This window comes from Pseudomonas sp. Z4-20 (assembly GCF_051131955.1).
GTDB lineage: Bacteria > Pseudomonadota > Gammaproteobacteria > Pseudomonadales > Pseudomonadaceae > Aquipseudomonas > Aquipseudomonas marvdashtae.
Map to the genome: position 1 here is coordinate 5,074,456 of NZ_CP071641.1, position 22,187 is coordinate 5,096,642.

Genomic DNA, 22,187 nt, shown 5'->3' on the forward strand with positions numbered 1-22,187 from the left:
TGCCGCACGGACGGCAGAAACGACAAAGGACCCTAACGAGGGTCCTTTGTGTTTTACATCAACGGCTTATCAGCCGAATGGATGACGCAGAACGATGGTTTCGTTACGGTCCGGCCCCGTCGAAATAATGTCGATCGGCGCACCGACCAACTCTTCGACACGCTTGATGTAGTTGCGAGCCGCTACAGGCAGCTCTTCCAAGGTCTTGGCGCCTACGGTCGATTCGGTCCAGCCTGGCATCTGCTCATACACCGGCTCGAGGCCGATGTAGCTGTCAGCGTCGGTCGGTGCGTCGATGACAGCGCCGTCCTGGTTCTTGTAGCCCACGCAGATATTGATGGTTTCCAGCCCGTCCAGTACGTCCAGCTTGGTCAGGCACAGGCCCGAGATGCTGTTGACGTCGATGGCGCGACGCAGGATGACGGCATCGAACCAGCCGCAACGACGGGCGCGACCGGTGGTAGCGCCGAACTCATGGCCGCGCTTGGCCAGGAAGGCACCGACATCGTCGAACAGCTCAGTCGGGAACGGACCCGAGCCGACGCGCGTGGTGTAGGCCTTGGTGATGCCCAGGATGTAGTCCAGGTACATCGGGCCAAAACCCGAACCGGTGGCGATGCCGCCCGCGGTGGTGTTGGAGCTGGTGACGTACGGGTAGGTGCCGTGGTCGATGTCCAGCAACGAGCCCTGGGCGCCTTCGAACATGATGTCCTTGCCGGCGCGGCGCAACTCGTGCAGCTCGGCGGTGACGTCGAGCATCATCGGCTTGAGCAGCTCGGCGTACTCCATGCACTCGTCCAGGGTCTTCTGGAAGTCGATGGCCGGCTCTTTGTAATAGTTGACCAGGACAAAGTTGTGGTAGTCCAGCAACTCGCCCAGCTTGGCGGCGAAACGCTCGCGGTGGAACAGATCGCCGATGCGCAGGCCGCGACGGGCGACCTTGTCTTCGTAGGCCGGGCCGATGCCGCGACCGGTGGTGCCGATCTTCAGCTCGCCACGCGCCTTTTCACGGGCCTGGTCCAGCGCAACGTGATAGGACAGGATCAGCGGGCAGGACGGGCTGATACGCAGGCGCTCGCGCACCGGCACGCCCTTCTCTTCCAGCTTGATGATTTCCCGCAGCAGGGCGTCGGGCGCAACCACCACACCGTTGCCGATCAGGCACTGCACACCTTCGCGCAATACGCCCGACGGGATCAGGTGCAGGACGGTTTTCTCACCGTCGATCACCAACGTGTGACCAGCGTTGTGGCCACCTTGGTAGCGCACTACGGCGGCAGCATGTTCGGTCAGCAGATCAACGATCTTGCCTTTGCCCTCATCACCCCACTGGGTGCCCAGGACTACGACATTCTTACCCATAACACTTGTCCTCATTCGCGCAAACTTGGTGCCGGCTGATGGCCGGCAGGAAAACTCAAGAAGCCAGCGGCAATACTTGCCAAAGCCCGTTCTGCTGAATCAATTGCCGGTCGCAGTCCGCTTCACGGGCGGCGGCCAAAGGTTGCCCAGGCAAGGCCTGGACAACACGCTGCCCCTCACTGCGCAACTGGCAGACCGTCTGCCAGAGTGCCGCATCCGTACTGTCAGGCATCCAGATACCGCCAGACGGTAGCTCGATTTCAGCACGCCCCAGGGTCACCAGGGTTTTCAAATCGGTAGAAAAACCGGTCGCCGGACGGGCGCGACCAAAGTCAGCACCGATGTCGTCGTAGCGACCGCCCTGGGCGATGGACTGGCCAACACCCGGCACGAACACGGCGAACACCACGCCGGTGTGATAGTGATAACCGCGCAACTCGCCCAGGTCGAAATACAGCGGCAACTCGGGGAAGCGCACCGACAAACGATCGGCAATCGCCAGCAAATCGTCCAGTGCCGCCAACACCGGCGCCGGCGCACGGGCCAAGCGTTCACGGGCCGCAGCCAACACTTCACGGCCGCCGCACAGATCCACCAACGCACGCAACATGCCGGATAACTCGGTCGGCAGGCCTTCGGTCAGGCTGACAACTTCGTCGATGGCCTTGCGCTGCAGCGCGTCGAACAACTGCTGCTCCACTTCGCCGGACAAACCGGCCGCACGGGCCAGGCCACGATAAATGCCGACATGCCCGAGGTCCATGTGGATATCCGGCACGTCAGCCAGTTGCAGCATAGCCAACATCAGGCTGATGACTTCTACGTCACTGCTCGGGCTGGCGTCGCCATACAGCTCGGCGCCCAGCTGGATAGGACTGCGCGAAGACGACAAGGCACGCGGCTGGGCATGCAGGACGCTGCCGGCGTAGCACAGCCGGCTGGGGCCTTCGCGGCGCAGGGTGTGGGCGTCGATGCGCGCCACTTGCGGCGTGATGTCGGCACGAAAGCCCATCTGCCTGCCCGATTGAGGATCGATAACCTTGAAGGTGCGCAGGTCCAGGTCCTGGCCCGCGCCGGTCAGCAGGGATTCCAGGTACTCGATATGCGGGGTAACGACGAATTCGTAACCCCAGCTCTGGAACAGATCCAACACCTGCCGACGCGCAACTTCAATACGCGCAGCTTCCGGCGGCAGTACTTCTTCGATGCCATCTGGCAGCAGCCAGCGGTCTACCGTTGCCATTACGCCATTCCCCTATGGTCCGGGCGGCCAGCCTCAGGCTGGCCTTGAGTGAAGCAGAAAATGCCGGCGCCATGCGAAGATCCGCAAACCACGCGCAAGGGCGACGTGACGAATGGCCCTGGATCGGCCTCGCCAAGCACTTTCCTCGAAAAACCTGTCGAGTCGTTCAACCCGACGCCTGCACCTATAACCGCAATCAAACGTGCAGACGCAAAAAAGCCGGGAATTTCCCGGCTGCCGCATCATACACACGTTTTCCGAAAGGATCACCCCGCCCGACGTTTTAGCCGCCGGGCGGAGTGCTTCAGGTCAACGTCGCATCAAGGCTTGGACTTTTCCAGGTAGTGGAAGAAGTCACTGCTTGGGTCGAGGACCAAGACGTCGGATTTGTTCGCGAAGCTTTCACGGTAGGCACGCAGGCTACGGTAGAACGCGTAGAACTCCTGATCCTGACCATAAGCCTTGGAGTAGATCGAAGCGGCCTGGGCATCACCATCACCACGGACCTCTTCCGATTCACGATAGGCTTCTGCCAGTAGCACGCGGCGTTGGCGATCGGCGTCGGCACGGATGCCTTCCGCCAGCTCGTTACCCTTGGCGCGGTGCTCGCGAGCTTCACGCTCACGCTCGGTGCTCATGCGCTCGAACACGCTGCGGTTCACTTCCTTCGGCAGGTCGATGGCCTTGACCCGGACATCGACGACTTCGATACCCAGCTCTTTTTCCGCCATCGCGTTCAGCGAACGGGTGATGTCAGCCATGAGCGCATCACGCTCACCGGACACCACTTCGTGCAGGGTGCGCTTACCGAACTGGTCCCGCAGGCCCGATTCCAGACGACGTGACAGACGCTCGTCGGCGATCTGCTTGAGGCCGGAGGTCGCGGTGTAGAAACGCTCGGCATCCTTCACGCGCCACTTGGCGTAGGCGTCGACCATCACCGCTTTCTTTTCCAACGTCAGGAAACGCTGCGTCGGTGCATCCAACGTCATCAGGCGAGCGTCGAACTTGCGCACCTTGTTGACGTAAGGCACTTTCACATGCAGCCCCGGCTGGACATCAGCCTGGACCACGCGACCGAATTGCAGCAACACCGCCCGCTCGGTCTGAGCCACGATGTAGAAGCAGTTCCAGGCAGCGATCGCCACGACGACACCGACAATAAGGGCGATCAGCGATTTATTGCTCATCAGCGACTCTCCCTGGTACGTGCTTGCTGTTGCTGCAGATCCGCCGCCGCGCGTGCATTGGCTTCATTGCTGGCGGCTGCCGCGCTGGTCGGCGGCGTGCTGGTGTTGCGACCGCTCTCGACCATCTTGTCCAACGGCAAGTACAGCAGATTGCTCTGGCCGTTCTTGTTGCCGGTCACGAGGACCTTGCTGGTGTTGCTGAAGACTTCCTGCATGGTGTCCAGGTACAGACGCTGGCGGGTCACTTCAGGGGCCTTGCGATATTCGGCTACCAGTTTGGTGAAGCGATCAGCCTCACCCTTGGCGCGGGAGACCACTTCGTCGCGATAACCGTTGGCATCCTCGATGATGCGCTGGGCCTGACCACGGGCTTCCGGCACGACGCCATTGGCATAGGTTTCAGCCTGGTTGCGCGAACGCTGCTCGTCTTCACGGGCACGGATCACGTCGTCGAAGGCTTCCTGGACTTCACGCGGTGCCGCTGCGCTCTGCACGTTGACCTGGGTAACGGTGATACCGGTGCGATAGGTGTCGAGGAAGCGCTGCAGGCGTTCCTTGATTTCGCTGGCCATCAGTTCACGACCTTCAGTCAGCACCTGGTCCATGGCAGTGGAACCCACCACGTGGCGCAAGGCACTTTCGGTCGCGTGCTGCAGGCTGATCTCCGGCTGGTCGACGTTCAGCACGAAGTCCTGCAGGTTGGTGATCTTGTACTGCACGGTCAGCGGCACCTCGACGATGTTCTCGTCTTCGGTCAGCATCTGGCCCTGCTTGGTGTAGGCACGCTCACGCGTGACGTTCTCCATGTACTTCTGATCGATCGGTGGGAAGTAGATGTTCAGGCCCGGGCCTACGGTTTCGTAGTACTTGCCAAAGCGCAGCACCACGGCCTGCTCCTGCTCGTCCACGACATAGACCGCGCTGTACAGCCAGACAGCCGCGAGCACGACAAGACCGATGCCGAGCAGGCCGAAACCTCCACTCTTGCCCGGACGGCTGCCGCCATCGTCACCGCGTTTCTTACCACCACCGAACAAACCGTTCAGGCTTTCCTGCAGCTTGCGGAAGGCCTCGTCGAGATCCGGTGGTCCCTTGCGGTCGCCGTTGTTACGACGCTTGCCGCCCCAGGGATCCTGGTTATTCGAGTTGCCACCCGGCTCATTCCAAGCCATAGCGCTCTCCATCTGATAAAGCAAAGACGCGCCCACGGCGCGCCGGCCAATGCTACAGAATGCCTGACACAGCTTTCTCAGGCTTTTATTGCAAAGTGTGTTGCTCGATGAATTCCATCGGTTGCAGCCCTTCACGACTGACCAACCGGTTCAGTTCCGCCCGAGGCAGGCGAACGGCCAGCAGGCAGACGCCATCTTCATCATGTTCTTCTTTCTGCACCGCGCCCAACTCGAAGAACTGGGCACGCAGCCGGGCAAAACGCTGCGGCAGCTTCAGGGTGCCGACGAACAAGTCATCGCCCAGCAGCTCCGCCACGGCCTGCTTGAGCAGGTCCAGGCCACTGCCATCACGAGCTGACAGCCAGACCCGTTGCGGCTTGCCGTCGGCATCACGCTGGATCTGCGGCTCCACGCCCTCGAGCAAATCGAGTTTGTTGTATACCTCGAGGATCGGCAAGTCCTGGGCCCCGATCTCGCCCAGCACGATCATTACCTGCTCGATCTGCAGCATCCGGTCCGGCTCGGCGGCATCGATCACGTGCAGCAGCAGGTCGGAGTTGCTCGACTCTTCGAGCGTAGCCCGGAAAGCCTCGACGAGTTTATGCGGCAGGTGACGGATGAAGCCCACGGTGTCGGCCAGCACGATCGGCCCGAGGTCAGCCAGGTCGAGCCGGCGCAAGGTCGGGTCGAGCGTGGCAAACAACTGGTCGGCGGCGTAGACGTCGGATTGAGTGACGTTGTTGAACAAGGTCGATTTGCCGGCGTTGGTATAACCCACCAGTGAAACCGTCGGGATGTCCGCCCGCTTGCGACCACGACGCGACTGCTCGCGCTGGCTGCGGACTTTTTCCAACCGCCCCTTGATCTGGCGCAGGCGAACCCGCAACAGGCGCCGGTCGGTTTCCAGCTGGGTTTCACCCGGACCACGGAGGCCGATCCCGCCTTTCTGGCGCTCAAGGTGAGTCCAGCCGCGGACCAGCCGCGTACTCATGTGTTCAAGCTGGGCCAGTTCGACCTGGAGCTTGCCTTCATGGGTACGTGCGCGTTGGGCGAAGATGTCGAGAATCAGCCCTGTGCGGTCGATTACGCGGCACTCGAAGACACGTTCGAGGTTGCGCTCCTGACTGGGCGTAAGGATGTGATTGAAAATCACCAGATCGATGTGCTCGGCCTTGACCAGGTCGCGCAACTCCTCGACCTTGCCACTGCCGACCAGGAACTTGGCGGTTGGCCGATGACGCGGCACGTTGACAAACGCGACGGTCTCGGCTCCGGCCGAAATTGCCAATTCCTGAAACTCCTGCGGATCTTCGCGCGCCTCAGGGTCCTGTCCTTCCAAGTGAACGAGAATAGTCCGCTCACCACCACCGTGGCGCTCAAAGAACAAAGGAGGCTCCTATCAAGCGTTACCCGGTTCAGCGTCACCGCCTTCGGATTCGGTTGCACTAGGCAGACGAATCGGGCGAACCGGTACTACTGTCGAGATAGCGTGTTTGTAGACCATTTGGCTGACGGTGTTCTTCAGCAGGATGACGAACTGGTCGAAAGACTCGATCGTGCCTTGCAGTTTGATCCCGTTGACCAGATAGATGGACACCCCAACTTTTTCTTTACGTAAAGTGTTCAAGTAAGGGTCTTGTAGCGAATGCCCTTTTGACATGTGCCGCACTCCTTTAAGGATCAATTATAAAAATCGGAATCAGATGGCTTGGGCCGTCACACCCCCAAGGATAGACGGCAATTGCAAGGACTCAGCTCAATATGGAGATGGTCCCAAGGTATTTCAAGGCGCGTGGCAGATTGTCGCAATCAAGGCTGTCGAGCCAATGCAAGTCAGTCCAGCTGCGCAGCCAGGTGAACTGGCGCTTTGCCAATTGGCGCGTGGCGATAATTCCGCGCTCGCGCATCTCGGCTGACGTCAGCTTGCCGTCCAGGTAGTCCCAGACTTGTCGATAACCTACCGCACGTATAGACGGCAACCCGGCATGCAGGTCACTTCGCTCACGCAGGGCTACGACCTCGTCTATGAATCCCTGTTCCAGCATCAATGTGAATCTTTGTTCAATTCGCCGATGCAGCACTTGCCGGTCCGCCGGAGCGATGGCCAGATTTGCGACAGTATAGGGCAATTGTTGCAGTCCCGAAGCGGCTGCTTCAGTACTTTGCGCAGATTGTCGCTGCCTGAGTGCCGTCATGCTCTGGCCGCTGACCCGATAAACCTCCAGGGCCCGGCTCAGCCGCTGCGGGTCATTGGGGTGAATACGCGCCGCCGATTCCGGGTCGATGACCGCCAATTGCTCATGGAGGGCTTGCCAGCCAAGGCGCGCGGCTTCTTCTTCGATCTGCGCGCGCACTTGCGGGTCGGCCGCCGGCATGTCCGCCAGCCCCTCGACCAGGGCCTTGTAATACAGCATGGTGCCGCCCACCAGCAGCGGGATCTTGCCCCGCGCGGTGATGTCGGCCATGGCCTGGAGCGCATCGCGACGGAAATCGGCCGCCGAGTAGGCTTCGACCGGGTCCAGGATGTCGATCAGGCGATGGGGAAATTCGGCCAGCAGTTCTTTTAACGGCTTGGCGGTGCCGATATCCATGCCGCGGTAGACCAACGCCGAATCGACGCTGATCAACTCGCAGGGCAGGACTTTGGTCAGTTCAATGGCCAGGTCGGTCTTGCCAGCGGCCGTCGGCCCCATCAGGAAAATCGCGGGAGGGAGCTGGTTCATCAACGACCGCGCAAAAACAGTTTATCCAGGTCATCCAGGCCCAGCTGGGTCCAGGTCGGCCGGCCATGGTTGCATTGGCCGCTGCGTTCGGTGTTTTCCATGTCCCGCAGCAGGCCGTTCATTTCCGGCAGGGCCAAGCGCCGGTTGGCGCGGATCGCGCCGTGGCAGGCCATGGTGCCGAGCAATTCGTTCAGGTGCGCCTGGATCCGATCACTGGTGCCGTACTCCATCAGGTCCGCCAGCACGTCGCTGACCAGCCGATTGGCCTCGGCCTGCTTCAACAAGGCCGGGATCTGCCGGATCGCCAGGGTTTCCGGCCCCAGCCGCTGCAACTCGAAGCCCAGGCGCTGGAACCAGGCCACATGCTCTTCGGCGCAATCGGCTTCGCGCTGGCTGACCGCCAGGGATTCGGGCACCAACAGCGGTTGCCCGCTCAGGCCTTCGCTGGCCATGGCGATTTTCAGCCGCTCGTACATGATCCGCTCATGGGCGGCGTGCATGTCTACCAGGACCAGGCCTTGGGCATTTTCCGAAAGGATGTAAATGCCTTTGAGCTGCGCGAGGGCATAGCCCAGTGGCGGGATGTCGCCCTGGCCGTCGGGCAGCGCCGCAGCGCCGGCTTCCGGCAAGGGCTTGAAGAACTCGCGATAGGCCGCCTGTGCCTCGGCTGCCGGCACGTTCGATTGCGGGCGCGGGGTGTACTGATACTGATAGCCGCTGCCGGCACCGTTGCCGGCCGTGTTGTAGCTCGGCTGTGGCTGGGGTTGCTCCAGCAGCGCATTAGCGGCCAGGCGCATCTCGCCCTGAGGCCCGAATTCGCCAGCATCCAGCCCCGTTGGCCGGACCATGCCCGCCACTGCCGCAGGCGCCGCGAGTTGATCTTCCGGACGCACGTCGCCCAGCGCCCGGTGCAAGGTGCCGTAGAGGAAATCGTGGACCATGCGTCCATCACGGAAACGCACTTCGTGCTTGGTCGGATGGACGTTGACGTCCACCACCGAAGGGTCGACCTCGAAAAACAATACAAAAGTCGGATGCCGTCCGTTGAACAACACATCGCGATACGCCTGGCGCACCGCGTGGGCCACCAGTTTGTCGCGCACCGCACGGCCATTCACGTAGAAATACTGCAAGTCCGCCTGGCTGCGGGAGAACGTCGGCAACCCGACCCAGCCCCACAGGTGCAGGCCATTGCGCTCCACCTCGATAGGCAATGCCTGTTCCAGGAAACCCGCACCGCACACCGCGCCGACACGTCGGGCGCGGGCCGCGTCATCGTGAGCCTCGTGCAGGCTGAGGATGGTCTTGCCGTTGTGGCGCAGGTGGAACGCCACGTCAAAACGCGCCAGGGCCAGGCGCTTGATGACTTCCTGCAGGTGGTCGAATTCAGTCTTCTCGGCCTTGAGAAACTTGCGCCGGGCCGGGGTATTGAAGAACAGGTCGCGCACTTCCACCGACGTGCCCACCGGATGGGCGGCGGGCTGGACGCGAGAGGCCATGTCGCGGCCTTCGGTCTCGACCTGCCAGGCCTGCTCGGCGTCGCGGGTGCGAGAAGTGAGGGTCAGGCGCGACACGGAGCTGATGGAGGCCAGGGCCTCGCCACGAAACCCCAGGCTCATGACCCGTTCCAGGTCTTCGAGGTCGCGAATCTTGCTGGTGGCGTGGCGGGCCAGGGCCAGCGGCAAATCGTCGCAAGGAATGCCGCCACCGTCATCGCGTACCCGCAGCAACTTGACGCCGCCCTGCTCGACATCGACATCGATGCGCTTGGCCCCGGAGTCGAGGCTGTTTTCCAGCAGCTCCTTGATGACCGAGGCCGGGCGTTCGACCACCTCGCCGGCGGCAATCTGGTTCGCCAGCCTAGGACTGAGCAGTTCGATGCGGGCGGTGCTGCCGATCACTTCGTCACTCATTGCTTGGCCGCCACTTCATTGCCCGGAATGGTCAGGGTCTGGCCGATCTTGAGCTCGTCACTCTTGAGATTGTTGGCGCTGCGCAAGGTGGCGGGCGACACCTGGTAACGCACGGCAATCATGGCCAGGGTTTCGCCAGGATTGACCCGGTGATCCCGCGGGCCTTGGGCGATCTTGCCGGAGTCGCGCAGCCAGGCGATGTAGGTGCCCGGCGGCGGATTCTGCTGGAAGAACTGCCGCACGCCGCTGCTGATGGATCGGGCCAGGGCCTGCTGATGGCTCGCAGACGACAGTTTCGAGGCTTCGTTGGCGTTGGAGATGAACCCGGTCTCCACCAGGATCGACGGGATGTCCGGCGACTTGAGCACCATGAACCCAGCCTGTTCGACGCGCTGCTTGTGCAGCGGCGTGACGCGCCCGATATTGCTCAGGACCTTCTGGCCGACGTTCAGGCTGGAGGTCAACGAGGCGGTCATCGACAAGTCGAGCAACACACCCGCGAGCATCCGGTCCTTGTCGTCGAGGCTGACATTGCCCGCACCGCCAATCAGGTCGGAGCGGTTTTCGCTGTCGGCCAGCCAGCGAGCAGTCTCAGAAGTTGCGCCGCGGTCGGACAGGGCAAACACCGAGGCCCCGAATGCGGCTTTCGAAGGCGCGGCGTCGGCGTGGATCGAGACAAACAGGTCGGCGCCTTTCTTGCGGGCGATTTCCGTGCGGCCGCGCAAGGGGATGAAATAGTCGCCGGTGCGGGTCAGTTCGGCGCGAAAACCTTTCATGCCATTGATCTGGCGCTGCAATTCGCGGGCGATCGAGAGCACCACGTCTTTTTCACGCTGCCCACGCGAACCCGAGGCGCCCGGGTCCTCGCCACCGTGGCCGGCGTCGATCACGACAATGATGTCGCGCTTGCCAGCAGGCGCTGGCGGGAGCTTGAGCGCAGGCTCGGTCGGCGTCACCGGAACGGCAGGCACCGTGGCGACTTTCGTCGGTGGCGGTGGTGCTGGCGCGGCGTCCGCCGGGTTATCGAACAGATCCACCACCAACCGGTTGCCGTACTGGGCGTTAGGCGCGAGGGTGAAACTCTTGGGCGTCACGGCCTGTTTCAGGTCGATGACCACCCGCAGGTCGGTCGGCGTACGCTGGGCCGAGCGCATCGCGGTAATCGGCGTATTGGCGGTGGGCACGTTCAACGGCGCGCCGAGGGACGCCCCATTGATGTCGATCACCAGGCGATCCGGCGCGGTCAGGGTGAATACGCTGTGTTGCACCGGGCCTGTCAGGTCGAACACCAACCTTGTATTGTCCGGCGCCCGCCAAAGGCGAACGCTGTTGACCTTTGTCTCAGCCACAGCATCGACGGCCAGTGCCGTAAGCAACAGTCCTACGACAGCAACCACCGCGCGAAAGCGCATACCAAACCCCATCATCAATTAGTTTTCCAATGCCAAAGCGGCACACCACGACTCGCCACGCGAGCCCTGCGGAGACAGTTTCACCGAACGCGGGCCATTCTGCGCGCCAATGGTAATGGTCAGGTCAGGCTTTGGCAAAAAGCCTGCACCCTTGCGGGGCCATTCGATCAGGCACAAGGCGTCGTCTTCGAAATAATCACGGATGCCGAGGAACTCCAATTCTTCGGGGTCCACCAGCCGATACAGGTCGAAATGAAAGGCGCGGATGTCACCGATTTCGTAGGGCTCGACCAAGGTAAACGTCGGGCTCTTGACTGACCCGACGTGGCCGAGACCGCGGATGATGCCACGGGACAAGGTGGTTTTCCCCGCCCCGAGGTCGCCTTCAAGAAAAATCAGGCCGTGGCCGGCGGTGATCTGCGCGATGCGGGCGCCCAATTGTGTCATGGCTTGTTCGTCCGCCACGTACAGGGTTACTTCAGACACGGTGAATGCTCCTCCAATAACTGACGAATGACCGGAATCAGGTCGGTCGCCACCAATCCCCGCGCCCGTTGACCGGCTTGCGCACCGGCGTTGGCGTGCAACCAGACCGCCAGGCAGGCCGCGTCGAAGCCTTCCAGGCCCTGGGCCAGCAAGGCGCCGACCACGCCGGCCAATACATCTCCCAGGCCAGCCGTGGCCATGGCCGGATGACCCTGGCGGCAAACGGCCAGGCGACCGTCCGGGCTGGCAATCAGGCTGCCGGCGCCCTTGAGGATCACGGTGGCTGTATATTTTTTGCTCAACGCATGGGCGGCGGCCGGACGATCGGCCTGCACCTGGAAGGTGGAGATCCCCAGCAATCGCGCCGCCTCGCCCGGGTGTGGGGTGATGACGCAATGCCCGGGCAGGCTTACCGCGCCACTGCTCAACAGGTTCAGCGCATCGGCATCCCAAACCTGCGGCAACGGCGCATTGGCCGCCGCCGAGAGCAGGCTGCGCCCCCAAGCGGCCTGGCCCAGGCCCGGCCCGACCACCAGCACGCTGGCCTGCTTGAGTAGGCCCATCAGCTGGTTCGCCGAATGGGTGCCTTGCACCATGACTTCCGGCAAACGCGCCAGGACGCAGGTCACATGCTCGCTGCGCGTCGCCATGGAAATCATGCCCGCGCCGCAGCGCAGGGCGCTTTCGGCGCTCATCTGGATCGCGCCGCCGAAGCCCCGGTCGCCGCCGATCAACAACACATGACCGAACTTGCCTTTGTGGGAGGTGGGCGCGCGAGGCGTCAGACGTGGCAGATTGCGCGGCAGGAGCAATCGAGCATCGACCGGCGCCGATTCAACGATGTCCGGGTTCGCGTGCAAGTCATTGAAAAACAACTCGCCGACCCGGTCCGCTGCATCACCCGTGAACAGGCCGAGCTTCAGGCCGATGAAAGTCACGGTCAGGTCAGCGGTCACTGCAGTGCCCAGCACTCGACCGGTATCGGCACACAATCCCGAGGGGATATCCACAGCAGCGACCGGCAGGCCACTGACATTGATGGTATCGATGGCCCGCACATAAGGCTCGCGCACATCACCACTCAGCCCCGTGCCGAGCAGTGCGTCGAGCAATACACCCCGCAACTCGCATTCGTCCGTCCAGGGTTCTACTGGCACACCAACCGCCACGGCTTCGGCGTGGGCATTGGCGGCATCACCGAGCAAACGCCGGGGCTCACCCACCGCCAGCACTCGGACCGACCTGCCGGCGCGCCGGGCCAGGGTCGCGACCAGGTAGCCATCGCCGGCGTTGTTGCCATGGCCGGCCAGCACGGTCAGCTCGCTGGCCTCGGGCCAGCGCCGGACAATGGCTCGCCAGGTGGCACGGGCGGCGCGCTGCATCAATTCGAAGCCGCTGGTGCCCGCCGCGATCAGTTGTGCGTCGAGGGCCCGGACCTGCGCGGCACTGTACAGCGCGTCGGGAAAATCATCTTTAGTCTGCGGCATGCGTCTTCGGGCTCCGATGTCTGGCAGAATTATACGCATCTCAGCTCCGGTTTCTCTCGCCTCATGCCTGCCATTCCCACCGATCTTGCCACTCTCGCCCAATCCATCAAGGACTGGGGCCGCGAGCTGGGTTTCCAGCAGGTCGGCATCAGCGGCCTGGACCTCGCCGAGCATGAACAGCACCTGCAACGCTGGCTCGAGGCCGGTTACCATGGCGAAATGGACTACATGGGCGCCCACGGCAGCAAGCGCTCGCATCCAGAAGAATTGGTGCCCGGCACCTTGCGCGTGGTGTCCCTGCGCATGGATTACCTGCCAGGCGACACGCAAATGGCGCAACGGCTTGCCCAACCGGAAAAAGCCTACGTCTCGCGTTATGCGTTGGGCCGCGATTACCACAAATTGATCCGTAAACGCGTGCAGCAACTGGCAGAAAAAATCCAGGCGGCCATTGGCCCCTTTGGCTATCGCGCGTTCGTCGATAGCGCGCCAGTGCTGGAAAAAGCCATCGCCGAACAGGCCGGGCTGGGTTGGATCGGCAAAAACACCCTGGTGCTGAACCGCAAAGCCGGCAGCTATTTCTTCCTGAGCGAACTGTTCGTCGATCTCCCGCTGCCAGTGGACCCGCCCCACGCCAGCGAACATTGCGGAAAATGTACCGCCTGCCTGGATATCTGTCCTACCAACGCATTCATCGGTCCTTACATACTGGATGCACGGCGGTGTATTTCCTACCTCACTATCGAGCTGAAAAATGCCATCCCTGAGGACCTGCGGCCGTTGATCGGCAATCGGGTGTTCGGCTGTGACGACTGCCAGATCGTCTGCCCGTGGAACCGCTTCGCCCGGCCGTCGGGTGAAGGCGACTTCAAGCCCCGTCACAACCTGGACAATGCCGAACTGGCCGAGTTGTTCATGTGGGACGAGGACAAGTTCCTCAGCAGCACCGAGGGTTCGCCACTGCGCCGCGCCGGTTACGAACGCTGGCTGCGCAACCTGGCGGTGGGGCTCGGGAACGCGCCTACGACGATACCGGTAATGGAAGCGTTGAAGGCGCGACGGGGCTATCCGTCAGCCTTGGTGCAGGAACATGTGGAATGGGCGTTGCGCCAGCACGCCGAGCGTCAGACTTCGTCGTTATAGACGAACTTGGGCATTTCCCAGTGGAAGCGGATTGCCAGGAGCCGCAGCAGGAAACCGCCAAACAGCGTGATGAGGATCGACTGTTCGCTGGGCAGTTGCAGGAAGACGCATAACAAATAGCACCACGCGGCGGCAAACGAGACGCTGGCATAAAGCTCACGGCGGAAGATCAGCGGGATATCGTTGCAGAAAATGTCCCGGAGGATGCCGCCGAACACTCCTGTTATTACGCCGCTGACCGACGCCACCAACATGCCGTGCCCCATCTCCAGCGCGGTCATGCACCCAATCAAGGTGAACGCCACCAGGCCCACGGCGTCGAGCACCAGGAACAGTGAGCGCAAGTGACGCATCCAGCGCGCCAGGAATACCGTCAGCATGGCGGCCGCGGTGGTCAGCACCAGATATTCCGGATGCTTGACCCAGGTCAGCGGGTAGTGCCCTAGCAGCACGTCCCGCACAGAGCCGCCACCCAGCGCCGTGATGCAGGCGATCAACACCACGCCGAACCAGTCCATGCCCCGTCGCCCGGCAGACAGCGCGCCGGTCATGGCTTCGGCGGTTATGGCGATCAGATACAGCATCAGCAGCATGATGGCGGTCCTTGCAGGAAGGCGCGCAGTCTAGCCAGTTTGGGCTGGCACCAAAAGAGGGCAGCGCCTACCTGTCCAACACAGATAAATCCCCTCACCACAAGAGCGCACTGCGTACCTGATCAGAACTTGATGAAATGCTTGCGGTAATGCTGCAACTCGGCAATGGACTCGCGAATGTCATCCAGGGCCAGGTGCGTGCTGCCTTTCTGGAAGCTGTCGCGGACCTCGGGGGCCCAGCGGGCGGCCAGCTCCTTGAGGGTCGAGACGTCCAGGTTGCGATAGTGGAAATAGCTTTCCAACGATTTCATGTGGGTATACAGGAAGCGCCGGTCCTGACAGATGCTGTTGCCGCAGATCGGCGATTTGCCCCTCGGCACCCATTGCTCGAGGAAGGCGATGGTCTGGGCTTCCGCCTCGGCCATGCTGATCTTGCTGTCGCGCACCCGCTGGGTCAGGCCCGAACCACCGTGCTGGCGGGTGTTCCACTCGTCCATGCCGGCCAGGATCTCATCGCTGTGATGGATAGCGATTACCGGGCCTTCGGCCAAGGTGTTGAGATCGCTGTCGGTGACGATGGTGGCCATTTCGATGATGACGTCGGTGTCCGGGTTCAGACCGGTCATTTCCAGGTCGATCCAGATGAGGTTTTGCGGGTTTTGCATGGGAAAGCTCCTCGGCGTAGCTGCGCAGTTTAGCCTAGGCAGCCCCCGGGGCGTGCTAAACTCGCCGCCGTTTTACCCTATTCGCTGCATTTCTTCATACGGAACACCCATGGCCAAACGCCAACTCAATCGTCGTCAGAACTGGCGCATCGAAAAGATCCAGGGTGAGCGCGCCGCCCGCGCCGCCAAACGCGAATCCAGCGCTGTCGAAGCCTTGGAAGGCGGTGACCTGGGCCCGGAACAGACCGGGCTGGTGATCGCGCACTTCGGTGTGCAGGTCGAGGTCGAGGCCAAGGAAGGCGAATTGGCCGGCCAGGTTTTCCGTTGCCACTTGCGCGCCAACCTGCCGGCGCTGGTGACCGGCGACCAGGTCGTCTGGCGCGCCGGCAACCAGGGCATCGGCGTAATCGTCGCGCAATTGCCGCGCCACACCGAGCTGTGCCGTCCGGACAGCCGAGGCCAACTCAAGCCGGTGGCCGCCAACGTCGACATGATCGTCATCGTGTTCGCCCCGCTGCCCGAGCCTCATGCCAACCTGATCGACCGCTACCTGGTGGCAGCCGAGCACGCCGGCATCCGTCCGTTGCTGTTGCTCAACAAGTTCGACCTGATCGACGAACACAATGCCCCGGCGCTCAATGCGCTGCTGTCGGTCTATCGGGACCTGGGTTACCCGGTGCTGGAAGTCTCGGCTCATCACGGCAACGGCATGGAGCAACTTCAGCAGCAACTGGATGGGCGCATCAGCGTGTTCGTCGGCCAGTCCGGCGTCGGCAAGTCTTCGCTGGTCAACAGCTTGCTGCCGGACGTCGAGACCCGCGTCGGGCCGTTGTCCGAGCTGTCCGGCCAAGGCACCCACACCACCACCACCGCGCGGCTGTTCCACTTCCCCGGTGGCGGTGAGTTGATCGACTCGCCGGGTATCCGTGAATTCGGCCTGGGGCATGTCAGCCGGAGCGATGTCGAGGCCGGGTTCATCGAGTTCAACGAGCTGATCGGCACCTGCCGCTTCCGTGATTGCAAGCACGACCGCGAGCCCGGTTGTGCCCTGCTCAAGGCACTGGAAGAAGGTCGCGTGCATCAGCAGCGGATGAACAGCTACCGCTCGATCATCGCCAGCCTGCCGGAAAGCAGTTACTGAACGGCACGCAATATCAAGCCGATCACTCTTGTGGCGAGGGAGCTTGCTCCCGCTGGACTGCGAAGCAGGCCCCACAGTCTCCAGCCAGACCGAGTTGTCCGGCCTTGCGACTGCTGCGCAGCCGAGCGGGAGCAAGCTCCCTCGCCACAAAAGCAAGCAAGCCTCGAGTGAAAGGTAGCCCAACAAAAAGCCGACAATGATGTCGGCTTTTTTATTGGGTCACTGCGCTGGCGGTTCCGCCGGTTTCGGCGCGGCGTCGTCGAACAGGTTCAGGCGCTCGCGCAACTCATGGGCCTGCACCGGCTGCTGGTCCGCTGGCAGCGCGTTCGGATCAGCCGCTGCGGCAGGCGTCACGGGTGCAGTGGGCACTTCACCCGGCGCGCCTTCGCTTTGAGCTGGGTCTGGCGCCGGATCGTCGGTCTGCGAACCTTCGATGGCTTTCTGCGCCTTCTTGGTCAACACCACGATATCAATCCGCCGGTTGACCGGGTTGAACGGTTCCTTGCGATCGAACAGCGCCGAGGACGCGTAACCGACGACCCGCGCCACTTGCTCGTCCGGGTAGCTGCCCGCCACCAGGGCGCGCCGCGCTGCGTTGGCCCGGTTGGCCGACAGCTCCCAGTTACCAAAGTCGCCTTTGCCGACAAAAGGCTTGGCATCGGTGTGACCGCTGATACTGATCTTGTTCGGCACCGCTTTGATGGTGTCGGCCATGGCCAGCAGGATGTCTTCGAAATACGGTTTCAGCCGCGCGCTGCCCGAGTCGAACATCGGCCGGTTATCGGCGTCCATGATCTGGATGCGCAGGCCGTTCGGGGTAATCTCGAAGAGGATTTGGTCCTTGAATTTCTGCAGTTCCGGGTTCTCTTCGACCTTGTTCTGCAATTCTTGCAGCAGCAACTCCAGGCGCTCCCGCTCGACCTGCTCGGCCATGCCTTCGGCCTCATTGGCGTCGACAGTCGCCTTGTCGGGCTGAGGCTGCGACTTGACCTCGGGGTTGAGCGTATTTTCCGGCGCGAGGACGGGCGAGCCGCCCAGATCGATGATGTACGGCGTGCCGCTCTCGGAAAAACCGACCGGATCCTTGAAGTACCCGGCGATGGCGATCTTCTGTTCCGGGGTCGCGGTGGACAGCAGCCACAGCACCAGGAAGAACGCCATCATCGCCGTCGCGAAGTCGGCAAAGGCGATTTTCCAGGCACCACCATGGTGTCCGCCGGCAATGCGCTTGATGCGCTTAACGATGATCGGCTGATTATTTTCCATTGCTTAGCGACCGCGAACCGCTTGTTCCAGCTCGGCGAAGCTTGGACGATGCGCCGGGTACAGGACCTTGCGACCGAACTCCACCGCCAGGGATGGCGGCATGCCCGAGGCGGAGGCCACGAGCGAGGCCTTGATGGCCTCGTAGACATTGAGCTCTTCCTTGGCGTCGTGGGCCAGGGAATGGGCCAGCGGGCCGAAGAAGCCATAGGCGGCCAGAATACCGAAGAACGTACCTACCAGCGCCGCACCTACGTGCAGGCCGATGGACGCCTGGTCGCCCTCTCCCAGGGACGCCATGGTCACCACGATACCCAATACCGCCGCGACGATACCGAAACCGGGCATGCCGTCGGCGATGCCGTTGACCGCGTGCGATGGATGCTCCAGATCTTCCTTGAGGCTATACAGCTCCATGTCGAACAGGCCTTCGAGCTCATGGGGCGCCATGTTGCCGGACGACATGATGCGCAGGTAATCACAGATGAACGCGGTCATGCGCTCATCCTTCAGTACGGTGGGGTACTTGGCAAAGATCGGGCTGGAGGCGGCATCTTCGATATCGCCTTCAATCGCCATCATGCCTTCACGGCGGCTTTTGTTGAGGATCTCGTAAACCAGCCCCAGCACTTCCAGGTAGAAGGTGTGGCTGAAACGCGAGCCGAACATGCTCAAGGATTTCTTGAGCACGTGCATGGTCATATAGCCAGGGTTGGCCTGCAGGAAAGCGCCAAGGGCCGCACCGCCAATGATCAATACCTCGAAAGGTTGGACCAGGGCTGCGATCTTGCCATGGGAGAGCACGTATCCGCCGAGCACGCTCGCGAACACGACAATGATGCCGATAATTTTAGCCATAGGTAGAAAGTACTTATTTAAGTCGGGTTCAAGGTCACATTCGGAAGCTGAAAAATCTCTTCTTCTACTTATCGGCGAAACTGCGCCAGACTATAGCCAGTTCTGGCGAAAAGCCAATTTTGCCCCGTTCCGGGCGTTGATACCTCATGTGAAGATCGCGTCTAGTCATGGCTAACGAAACGAAGGTTCCAACTCCGCGACCCGCCACGCTCGAAGGCTGGGTAAAGCTGCTCGAAGGCGTCCACTTGCCGGTGCCCCAGGCCAGTCATGACCTGGTCTGCAAGGCTATTGCCGACAGCCGCCGCTCGCTACGCGACATCGCCGAATTGATGCAGGGCAGCCCCGCGCTGGCCCTGAGTGTCATCCGCGAGGCTAACCATCACACCCACGGCACCCTGGCGGAACCGGCGGAAAATCTCGAAGTGGCGATCAACCGCCTGGGTCTCAAGCGCACCGAAGAGTTGCTTGCCCGCCTGCCCTCGTTGCCGGAGCATCAGATTCCTGTAGCCCTGCGCCAACTGCAATTGATCAGCCAGCACGCCACGCAGCAGGCCAACGGTTTTTTTGCCAACCGCCTGGCTCGGCTGTGGCAGGACATTCATTGGGGCAGCCTGTTGTTTCTCTCGCCGCTCTGGCCATTGGCGCTGACTCACCCGCGGCTGCTGGGTGAGTGGGAGTTGCGGGTGATCCATAAAGGCCAACCGGCCGATCAGGTCGAGCGCGAGCTGTTCGGCGTCGGCCTGTTGCAAATCTGCCTGGCGCTGGTAGAACGGTGGCGCCTGCCGGCGTGGGTGATGCAGGGCTATCGCCTGCTGCTCAACGAGCGCCGCGAACTAATAAAAGTGCTGCGCATTGCGCGCGACAGCGATCACCCGCTACGCCAGCAGAATCGGCTCGACGACGACCCAACCCTGCGGCGCTGGCTTAACCAGCCCGCCAATACCGTGTTGCTGGCCAACGGCCTGGCGCTGGCGGCGCAACAGGCTTGGGACAGCCCGTCTAGCGCTCGTTGGCAGTACCTCACAAGCCTGTATCTGCAAATGCCAATGGACGAGCTCCAGCAGCAGCTTCATCAACAAGCTGTCACCAGCGCCCGCCAAAACACCCTGCCAGACCTCTGGCATCCGGCCGTGGCGTTGATCTGGCCCTGGGGCAGCCGCCGCGTCCACCCGGGCTTGCTCCCGGCCGCGCCGCCCAGCGCCGAAGACCTGACCCAATGGCGCAAGCAATGCGCCGCGCTGTTGGTGGAACCCAGCCCCTTCAGCAATGCCATGCATTTGACGACCTCGGCCCGCAACGCTCTGGTGGCGTGCGGAATGCGCCGGGTAATGATCTTGATGGCCGACCGCAGCCAGACCAGTGTGCGCGTGCATCAGACCGCCGGCCTGCCCAAAGAGGCGGCGGCGATGAGTTTCTCCATCAGCCAGAGCAAGGTCCTGCAGCGACTGCTGGCCCAGCAGGCCCAGGTTCGCCTGAACCCGGAGAACAATGCCCAGTATTGGGCTTTGCTGCCGCCGGGCCTGCGCAGCCTGTTCAAGGGCGAGCACTTGCTGTTGCGCTCACTGACCTGCAACGGCCGGGTGATCATGCTGGTCGCGGTGGACCAGGGTGGCGGGCCGTTCTCGGACGTGACCGTACAGGCCTTCGGCAAAACCTCGCAATGCATCGAAAGGGCGCTGCATACCTTTACCAACCGTGGTCGCTGAACTTGCTACAATCCTTTCCCTTTGCGCCCCAGGAGGCCTCACATGCCTGACTTCTCTGGCTTGCCTTTGGTCATCGAGCCGAGCGAACTGCTCCCGCGCCTCGACACTCCGAACCTGATTCTGGTGGACCTGACCAGCGCCGCCCGCTACAGCACCGGGCATATTCCTGGCGCGTATTTCGTCGACCCCAAGCGCACCCAGCTTGGCCAACCCCCGGCGCCAGGCCTGTTGCCGGCCAAAGCGGACCTTGAGGCGCTGTTCGGTGAACTTGGACACACCCCCGGTGCGGTCTACGTGGTGTACGACGACGAAGGCGGCGGCTGGGCCGGACGTTTTATCTGGCTGCTGGACGTGATCGGCCACTCGAACTACCACTACCTCGATGGCGGTGTGCTGTCCTGGCTGGACGAGGGCCTGCCAGTCTCCGCTGAAGTCCCGGCGACAGTCGCGGGCTCGGTAAGCCTGACCCTGCACGAAGCCCCCACCGCTACCCGCGAATATTTGCAAAGCCGCCTGGGCGCCAGCGACCTGGCAATCTGGGATGCACGCGGCCCGCTCGAATATTCCGGCGAAAAAGTCGTTGCGGCCAGGGGCGGACACATCCCTGGAGCAGTCAACTTTGAATGGACCGCAGGCATGGACCCGGCGCGCAACCTGCGTATCCGCAAGGACATGCCGCAAATACTCGAACAACTGGGCATTACGCCTGACAAAGAAGTCATCACCCACTGCCAGACTCACCACCGCTCTGGCTTCACCTATCTGGTGGCCAAGGCGCTCGGTTATCCGCGAGTCAAAGGCTATGCCGGTTCCTGGGGCGAATGGGGCAACCGCCCTGACACTCCTATCGAGCTTTGAAGATTTTTAAGGACACTTAATGAAAAACCGCTTGTTCATCCTCTCCCAGTACCTGCTGCCGCACCATTTGCTGTCACGGCTGGCCGGCTGCATCGCCGAGTGCCGAGTGCACTGGTTCAAGAATGCCTTCACGGCCTGGTTCGCCAAGCGCTACCAGGTGGACATGTCCCAGGCTCTGGTGGAAGACCTGACGGCTTACGAGCACTTCAATGCCTTCTTTACTCGCGCTCTGAAAGAGGGCGCGCGCCCTCTGGACGAAACCCCCGGCGCGATTCTCAGCCCTGCCGATGGCGCCGTTAGCCAGCTCGGCCCGATCGAGCATGGCCGGGTGTTCCAGGCCAAGGGCCACAGCTTCAGTGTGCTGGAGCTGCTGGGCGGTGAGGCGGCCAACGCGGCGCCGTTCATGGGCGGCGATTTCGCTACCATCTACCTGTCGCCCAAGGATTATCACCGCGTGCACATGCCGCTGGCCGGCACTTTGCGGGAAATGGTCTACATCCCCGGCCGAATCTTCTCGGTCAACCAGACCACTGCCGAAAACGTTCCGGAACTGTTTGCCCGTAACGAGCGCGTCGCCTGCATTTTCGACACCGAACGCGGCCCGATGGCCGTGGTGCTGGTGGGTGCAATGATCGTGGCGTCCATCGAGACGGTCTGGGCCGGCCTGGTGACACCGCCCAAGCGCGAACTCAAGACCTTCCGTTACGACGAAGCCGCCCGTGCGCCGATTCATCTGGAAAAAGGCGCCGAGCTGGGCCGCTTCAAACTGGGTTCGACCGCTATCGTGCTGTTCGGGCCGGATCAAGTGAAGTGGACCGAAGACCTGGTAGCCGGCTCGCCGGTGCAGATGGGCCAAGGCTTGGCGCTGCCCAAAGCCTGATTCATCGGCCAGGTGGGGGCGAGGCCTGTCGCTCCCACTTGGCACCCGACATCGGACGCGCCTTTTCGCCCATAACTGCTAGAGTTGGAAAC

At 62.2% G+C, this 22,187-nt stretch carries 20 protein-coding genes; 5 read left to right on the forward strand and 15 right to left on the reverse strand.

Going from position 1 to position 22,187, the window contains the following annotated elements:
• Positions 1–69 precede the first annotated feature (69 nt).
• From J3P82_RS23260 to J3P82_RS23310, 11 genes are all read right to left on the reverse strand, one after another.
• A complete protein-coding gene (locus tag J3P82_RS23260; RefSeq protein WP_039592540.1) occupies positions 70–1,362 on the reverse strand; it encodes an adenylosuccinate synthase in 1,293 nt (430 codons plus the stop codon).
• Positions 1,363–1,417: 55 nt separating this feature from the next.
• Complete coding sequence (locus J3P82_RS23265; RefSeq protein ID WP_434558871.1) at positions 1,418–2,605, reverse strand: ATP phosphoribosyltransferase regulatory subunit; 1,188 nt, start codon at positions 2,603–2,605, stop codon at positions 1,418–1,420.
• Positions 2,606–2,925: 320 nt separating this feature from the next.
• Positions 2,926–3,795, reverse strand: coding sequence for a protease modulator HflC (gene hflC, locus J3P82_RS23270; RefSeq protein ID WP_018610083.1), 870 nt, complete (start codon positions 3,793–3,795; stop codon positions 2,926–2,928).
• Complete coding sequence (gene hflK / locus J3P82_RS23275) at positions 3,795–4,967, reverse strand: FtsH protease activity modulator HflK (RefSeq protein WP_186615632.1); 1,173 nt, start codon at positions 4,965–4,967, stop codon at positions 3,795–3,797. The genes hflC and hflK overlap by 1 nt, the downstream gene beginning before the upstream one ends.
• A gap of 85 nt (positions 4,968–5,052) precedes the next feature.
• A complete protein-coding gene (gene hflX, locus J3P82_RS23280; protein WP_434558873.1) occupies positions 5,053–6,354 on the reverse strand; it encodes a ribosome rescue GTPase HflX in 1,302 nt (433 codons plus the stop codon).
• A 12-nt stretch (positions 6,355–6,366) separates the two neighbouring features.
• Entirely contained in the window at positions 6,367–6,627 is a 261-nt protein-coding gene (gene hfq, locus J3P82_RS23285; protein WP_003186419.1) for an RNA chaperone Hfq, read from the reverse strand.
• A gap of 91 nt (positions 6,628–6,718) precedes the next feature.
• Positions 6,719–7,690: a tRNA (adenosine(37)-N6)-dimethylallyltransferase MiaA gene (gene miaA / locus J3P82_RS23290; protein WP_434558875.1), complete on the reverse strand. Its 972-nt coding sequence runs from the start codon at positions 7,688–7,690 to the stop codon at positions 6,719–6,721.
• The gene (mutL, locus tag J3P82_RS23295) at positions 7,690–9,603 is read right to left on the reverse strand and encodes a DNA mismatch repair endonuclease MutL (RefSeq protein WP_434558877.1); all 1,914 of its coding nucleotides are present in this window, start codon (positions 9,601–9,603) and stop codon (positions 7,690–7,692) included. Before mutL ends, miaA begins: the two co-directional genes overlap by 1 nt.
• Positions 9,600–11,030 (reverse strand): N-acetylmuramoyl-L-alanine amidase, encoded by a 1,431-nt coding sequence (locus J3P82_RS23300; RefSeq protein WP_434558879.1) that lies wholly within the window; start codon positions 11,028–11,030, stop codon positions 9,600–9,602. Before J3P82_RS23300 ends, mutL begins: the two co-directional genes overlap by 4 nt.
• 3 nt (positions 11,031–11,033) lie before the next feature.
• Complete coding sequence (gene tsaE / locus J3P82_RS23305; protein WP_434558881.1) at positions 11,034–11,501, reverse strand: tRNA (adenosine(37)-N6)-threonylcarbamoyltransferase complex ATPase subunit type 1 TsaE; 468 nt, start codon at positions 11,499–11,501, stop codon at positions 11,034–11,036.
• Positions 11,489–12,988, reverse strand: a complete 1,500-nt coding sequence (locus J3P82_RS23310; RefSeq protein WP_434558883.1) for an NAD(P)H-hydrate dehydratase — start codon at positions 12,986–12,988, stop codon at positions 11,489–11,491. The genes tsaE and J3P82_RS23310 overlap by 13 nt, the downstream gene beginning before the upstream one ends.
• A 63-nt stretch (positions 12,989–13,051) precedes the next feature.
• Here J3P82_RS23310 and queG point away from each other — a divergent pair, with 63 nt between their 5' ends.
• Positions 13,052–14,131, forward strand: coding sequence for a tRNA epoxyqueuosine(34) reductase QueG (gene queG / locus J3P82_RS23315; RefSeq protein WP_434558885.1), 1,080 nt, complete (start codon positions 13,052–13,054; stop codon positions 14,129–14,131).
• Here the strand turns inward: queG and J3P82_RS23320 are convergent.
• Both J3P82_RS23320 and orn read right to left on the reverse strand, forming a co-directional pair.
• Positions 14,113–14,727, reverse strand: a complete 615-nt coding sequence (locus J3P82_RS23320) for a TRIC cation channel family protein (RefSeq protein ID WP_186615643.1) — start codon at positions 14,725–14,727, stop codon at positions 14,113–14,115. The genes queG and J3P82_RS23320 overlap by 19 nt on opposite strands.
• 119 nt (positions 14,728–14,846) lie before the next feature.
• Positions 14,847–15,389 carry an oligoribonuclease gene (orn, locus tag J3P82_RS23325; protein WP_186615618.1) on the reverse strand — a complete coding sequence of 181 codons (543 nt, stop codon included), beginning with the start codon at positions 15,387–15,389 and terminating at the stop codon, positions 14,847–14,849.
• A gap of 109 nt (positions 15,390–15,498) precedes the next feature.
• Between orn and rsgA the strand changes: the two genes are divergently transcribed.
• Positions 15,499–16,530, forward strand: coding sequence for a small ribosomal subunit biogenesis GTPase RsgA (gene rsgA / locus J3P82_RS23330; protein WP_434558887.1), 1,032 nt, complete (start codon positions 15,499–15,501; stop codon positions 16,528–16,530).
• Positions 16,531–16,749: 219 nt separating this feature from the next.
• Here the strand turns inward: rsgA and motB are convergent, their stop codons facing one another.
• The gene (gene motB, locus J3P82_RS23335; RefSeq protein ID WP_434558889.1) at positions 16,750–17,796 is read right to left on the reverse strand and encodes a flagellar motor protein MotB; all 1,047 of its coding nucleotides are present in this window, start codon (positions 17,794–17,796) and stop codon (positions 16,750–16,752) included.
• A 3-nt stretch (positions 17,797–17,799) separates the two neighbouring features.
• Positions 17,800–18,651: a flagellar motor stator protein MotA gene (motA, locus tag J3P82_RS23340; protein WP_434558891.1), complete on the reverse strand. Its 852-nt coding sequence runs from the start codon at positions 18,649–18,651 to the stop codon at positions 17,800–17,802.
• A 167-nt stretch (positions 18,652–18,818) separates the two neighbouring features.
• Here motA and J3P82_RS23345 point away from each other — a divergent pair, with 167 nt between their 5' ends.
• The 3 genes from J3P82_RS23345 to asd are packed head-to-tail and all read left to right on the forward strand — an operon-like array spanning position 18,819 to position 22,095.
• The gene (locus tag J3P82_RS23345) at positions 18,819–20,357 is read left to right on the forward strand and encodes an HDOD domain-containing protein (protein ID WP_434558893.1); all 1,539 of its coding nucleotides are present in this window, start codon (positions 18,819–18,821) and stop codon (positions 20,355–20,357) included.
• A gap of 42 nt (positions 20,358–20,399) precedes the next feature.
• Entirely contained in the window at positions 20,400–21,215 is an 816-nt protein-coding gene (locus tag J3P82_RS23350; protein ID WP_434558895.1) for a rhodanese-like domain-containing protein, read from the forward strand.
• A gap of 19 nt (positions 21,216–21,234) precedes the next feature.
• The gene (gene asd, locus J3P82_RS23355) at positions 21,235–22,095 is read left to right on the forward strand and encodes an archaetidylserine decarboxylase (protein WP_434558897.1); all 861 of its coding nucleotides are present in this window, start codon (positions 21,235–21,237) and stop codon (positions 22,093–22,095) included.
• The last annotated feature ends 92 nt before the right edge of the window (positions 22,096–22,187 follow it).